The 4,487-nt window shown below is 59.3% G+C and carries 4 protein-coding genes and 1 pseudogene; 4 read left to right on the top strand and 1 reads right to left on the bottom strand.

The features are described from left to right. Positions 1 to 290, bottom strand: a pseudogene (locus tag HV744_RS36160) (transposase); the annotation flags it as partial. 611 nt (positions 291 to 901) lie between these two features. Between HV744_RS36160 and HV744_RS36155 the strand changes: the two are divergent. The 4 genes from HV744_RS36155 to HV744_RS36975 all read left to right on the top strand — a co-directional run bounded on the left by HV744_RS36155 (position 902) and on the right by HV744_RS36975 (position 4,127). Next, on the top strand, positions 902 to 1,063 hold the full coding sequence (locus tag HV744_RS36155) for a hypothetical protein (protein ID WP_175154032.1): 162 nt from the start codon (positions 902 to 904) through the stop codon (positions 1,061 to 1,063). Continuing rightward, positions 1,056 to 1,673: an SCO family protein gene (locus HV744_RS36150; protein ID WP_175154031.1), complete on the top strand. Its 618-nt coding sequence runs from the start codon at positions 1,056 to 1,058 to the stop codon at positions 1,671 to 1,673. The genes HV744_RS36155 and HV744_RS36150 overlap by 8 nt, the downstream gene beginning before the upstream one ends. A gap of 121 nt (positions 1,674 to 1,794) precedes the next feature. After that, positions 1,795 to 3,696, top strand: coding sequence for an RICIN domain-containing protein (locus tag HV744_RS36145; protein WP_175154030.1), 1,902 nt, complete (start codon positions 1,795 to 1,797; stop codon positions 3,694 to 3,696). An 11-nt stretch (positions 3,697 to 3,707) separates the two neighbouring features. Further along, positions 3,708 to 4,127, top strand: a complete 420-nt coding sequence (locus HV744_RS36975; protein ID WP_246279377.1) for a cytochrome c — start codon at positions 3,708 to 3,710, stop codon at positions 4,125 to 4,127. Positions 4,128 to 4,487 lie beyond the last annotated feature (360 nt).

Below are 4,487 nucleotides of genomic sequence, written 5' to 3'. Positions count from 1 at the left end.
GATTCCTTCGCGAAGTACGCCGCGCACTTTTTTAGAATATCCCGCTCCATCTTCAGGCGAGCCACTTCGGCACGCAACCGCGCCAGCTCCATTTGTTCCGCGCTCACAGGCTTCGTGCCTGCTCCCGCCAGCTTACCTTCCCGGTCAGCCTTCACCCAGTTGTACAGCGTCTGTTCAACCACCCCCAGTGTCGCCGCCACCGCTGCCATGCTTTGCCCGGCCTTGACCAGCCGCACCGCTTCCAGCTTGAACTCGAGCGTGTACTGCGCTCGCTTTGCCTTGCCTGTCATCGTTTTTCTCCTTGCTTGAGTTTACCTGCTCAGCAAGGGATTCGTTTTTCGGGGGCAAGCTCAGTCTTGGTTTGTCATCCCATACGATTGCCTGCGCAACCTTTCGACGTTCCATCCTTTGTTAAAAGTTCTCCTTTCACGCAGTGCTAACCGCTCATGCCCGTTTCGCGCGTCGCACATTCACCATCATTCAAAAAGCATTATCGCCGCGATGGCGGCAACGACCTCTCTTGAGTTATTCATGATTCTTCTCCTACTATGGGGCGGTCAGCTTTTCTATTGATAAGCATTAGTGCTCGCTAAGATTCGACAAGATCACAGAAAAATACGCCAGCTTCTTATTACGGCTGCGTGATGGATCGGATTTCATGTGATAATTTTCATGCTTCGTTTGCAAATGCGCGCGCTGTCACTCTACATCCAGACGAGTACGCGCATTTGCGAAGTAGATTTCAACAGCTAGTCGTATGCTTTACAATTCGGACGGAATTTAGCTAGTCGCGTGCTTGAATCTACGTGTGACAAACCTCAATTCCCCTGGATGCGGATTTATAACTTCGATACCATCATTTCCAATAAGCTCGCACCTCGCACACGCCAGGGAGCTGCGAGTGATGCCGCATGCCGCGCAGGGCATCGGTGGTCAGACCGTTGTGTATTCAACGATCTCCACCGCCATCGCGGCGCTGAAGTCGGGCGACCACATTGTCATAACGGCGGGCACTTATCGTGAGACGCTGCGATTCCCTATGCGCGCCGGTCTCTATGATTAACTTTGCATTTCGGAGGTGTATTGAAATGAGATGGACCCGGCGTGCATGGCTTCAGGGTATTTCCGCAAGCATCGTCGCTGTCGCGTCTCGCGACATATACGCACACGGCGGCATCGGCGCGGTGAATCCACCGCTGCGCATTCCAGACACTTGGGTCATCGACGAGGGCGGCCAAAGGCGGCTCCTGCTGGACGTCCTGTCTGGCAGCGTTTCAGCAGTGCAGACAATGTTCACTGGGTGCAGTTCGGTTTGTCCGCTGCAGGGCGCGCTATTTTCTGCCGTGCAGCAAGGAATACCGCGACTAGGCTCGCACTATCCACTTCAATTGATATCAGTCAGCATTGATCCGGTCGCCGATTCACCGGGCGCACTGCGCGCGTGGCTCAAGCGATTTGACGCCGGCCCGGCCTGGCACGCCGTGACACCGCGCATTGGCGACGTAGAGGAGATCAGGGCGGCCCTCGCCGGCCGAGCGCTGTCCCCAGGCCTGGATAGCCATTCCACGCAAGTCTATTTCTTCGACAAGGCTGCACAACTACGCTGGCGGAGCACCTCCTTGCCGCTGGCCGACGAAGTCCTGTACGTTCTGGAACACCTAGCCCAAGCTTGACTGCTTGGTCCCCGAGCAAGACAGCACCAAACAACAACCGCCCACTGCCATGACTCGTACTTGCCAACGATACGCTGGATGTAAGATAGGACGCCTGCTTGGATGGACTGGCGCCGCTTGCATGGCCATAACCATGATGCTGTCCGGGCCGGCGGGGGCACAGTCCAACGCCGCAGTCAGCACGCTGCGCCCCAGCGGAACGACGCTCTGTACCGATGTCACAGGAATTTCGCAGTCAGACGGAGCGGCAGTGATTGTCTGGGCGTGCAATGGCCAAGCAAACCAAAGTTGGCAGCTCAAACCGGTCGGCACCGCGTATCAGTTCGTCGCTCAGAACAGCGGCAAATGCGTGGACATCTCGGGAATTAGCCTTGACGCGGGCGCCCCGGCGATTCAGTGGGCCTGCAACGGGCAACCGAACCAGCAGTTCACGCTGCGCCAGCAAGGCACGGGCTATGCGATCGTGGCGGCGGAAAGCAGCAAGTGTCTCGCCGCTCAGGGGGGGGGGAATCCGCAGGCAGGCCAGCAAGTCGTGCAGATGCCATGCGACGGCAGCGCGAGCCAGACCTGGGAAATCGATGGCCTGCACACCCCGCCTCCGCAGGCCGTCACCTTGCCGTCAAGCTGGACGGCGCCGCAGGCGCTTCCGATCGTGCCGGTCGCGGCAGCCAACTTGCCCAACGGCAAGGTACTGACGTGGTCCTCCTGGGACCCCTTCAATTTCGGCGGCGACGGTGGCCAGACCTATACCGTTATTTTTGACCCTGCCACGGGAAATTCCACTCAAATGCTTGTAACCAACACCGGCCACGACATGTTCTGTCCTGGCATTGCGAATCTTCCCGACGGCCGGATTTTCGTCAATGGTGGTTCCAGCGATACCAAGACTAGTATCTTCGATCCCGCCACGCTCTCGTGGTCCGCAGGCCCGCTGATGAACATTGGCCGCGGATACAATGGCAGCGTCACGCTGACCAATGGCGGCGTATTTACCCTGGGCGGGTCGTGGGACCCCAACAAGGGTAACAAGAATGGCGAAACCTGGCTCCCAGGTACTGGCTGGCAACTCAACTCTGCAGTGTTGGCCACCGAAATCCTCACCGCTGATGGTGCCGGCATTTACCGCGCGGATAACCATGTCTGGCTGTTTGCCGTGTCCAATGGCCGTGTATTTCACGCAGGTCCAAGCAAGAGCATGCACTGGATCGACACGGCCGGCAACGGCAGTATTACCTGGGCCGGCGAGCGCGGCGGGGACGCCGATGCAATGAACGGCAACGCAGTCATGTACGATATCGGCAAGATCCTCACCATAGGCGGCGCGCCGAGTTACGATAGCACTTGGGCAAGTGCGAACGCCGATCTCATCGATATCAATGGTGGCACGGCCAAGGTGCGCCAGATCGCCGCGATGGCCTATGCACGGGCTTTCCATAACAGTGTGGTGCTGCCGAACGGCCAAGTTGTGGTGATCGGCGGCCAGACCTACCCGATGCCGTTCTCCGATGACCGAGCCGTGCTCACCGCTGAGCTTTGGGATCCGGCCACAGAGACATTTCAGCTGCTGGCGCCGATGGCCACGCCGCGAACTTACCACAGCGTGGCCCTGCTGCTGCCCGACGGACGTGTGCTGAGCGGCGGCGGCGGCCTCTGCGGCAGCTGCTCGACCAACCATCCGAGTCTCGAGATCCTGACGCCGCCCTATCTGCTGAATCCGGACGGCTCGGCGGCAACGCGACCCGTCATCGTCTCCGCACCGTCGGAGGTCAGCCTCGGTACTTCCATCGCCGTCACCACCAATAGCCCCGTGACCAACTTCTCGCTCCTCCGCGTGGCATCGGCAACGCACTCGCTGGACAACGAGCAGCGCCGGGTCCCGGTGAACTTCACCACCGGTACGGCGGGCGAAAACCTGATCAATATCCCGTCCGATCCAGGCATCGTCGTCCCCGGCTATTACATGCTGTTTGCTCTCAATAACAAGGGCGTGCCCAGCGTCGCAAAGACGTTGCGCATTTACTGAGGATGGCGGCGATGTGCGGACGTGGTCTGTTTGCGGTCTTAGGCCTGGCGTTCGCCGCCGCCAGCGCGGCGGCTGCGCCCTCTGGCGAGACCGCCGAATGGGGACGCGCGATCTTCCACGGTGAGACAGCGCTCACCGCGCATTTGCGGGGTGACACTCGCCCGCTACCGGAATTCGCTTTGCGGTGTGCCAACTGCCACACGCAATCGAGCGGGGCAACGGCGTTTGCCCCGTCGCTGTCGGCAGCCTATTTGCTTGAACCGATTCCACGTCGAGGGGGGCCACCCACGCGATATGACCGGGAAGCGTTCTGCAAGGTACTAGCCACCAGTATCGATCCGGCGGCAGTGATGCTGGCGAATTCGATGCCGCAGTACGTACTGTCGGATGACGAGTGCACGGCGTTGTGGGCCTATTTCCTGACCCGGTAATCAGGCTTGCGCCGCGTGACGTGCAGGCCGTGCTCGCCAAAGCCAGGAGAGCGCGCCAAAAAGGGGGCTGATATGACTCCCGGTGTCAGTCGAGATCGGTTTGTTTCAGTTTCTCAATCATGTCGCGCTGAATTTCCTGAGGGCAACCACGATGTTCTGGGTCTGTGTTCGGAGGGCGTCACGCCAAGCCAGGTCATCAGTTGGCGCGGCTCTGTCAAGTTGACGGGCGAAGCCTACCTGTTTGGCTCAAGAGTAGTTATCCTTATCAGATAACTTTTTTGACCGCCGCAGTGACAGTCCAACCGTGCCATGTGGCGAAGCGTTCTTTGAGTACGGCGCGATGACATGCCGCGTTCATCT

The organism is Paraburkholderia ultramafica (assembly GCF_902859915.1).
GTDB classification, from domain to species: Bacteria; Pseudomonadota; Gammaproteobacteria; order Burkholderiales; family Burkholderiaceae; genus Paraburkholderia; species Paraburkholderia ultramafica.
The sequence above is the reverse complement of the archived record's forward strand: the minus strand, read 5'-3'. Positions and strand labels throughout refer to the sequence as shown.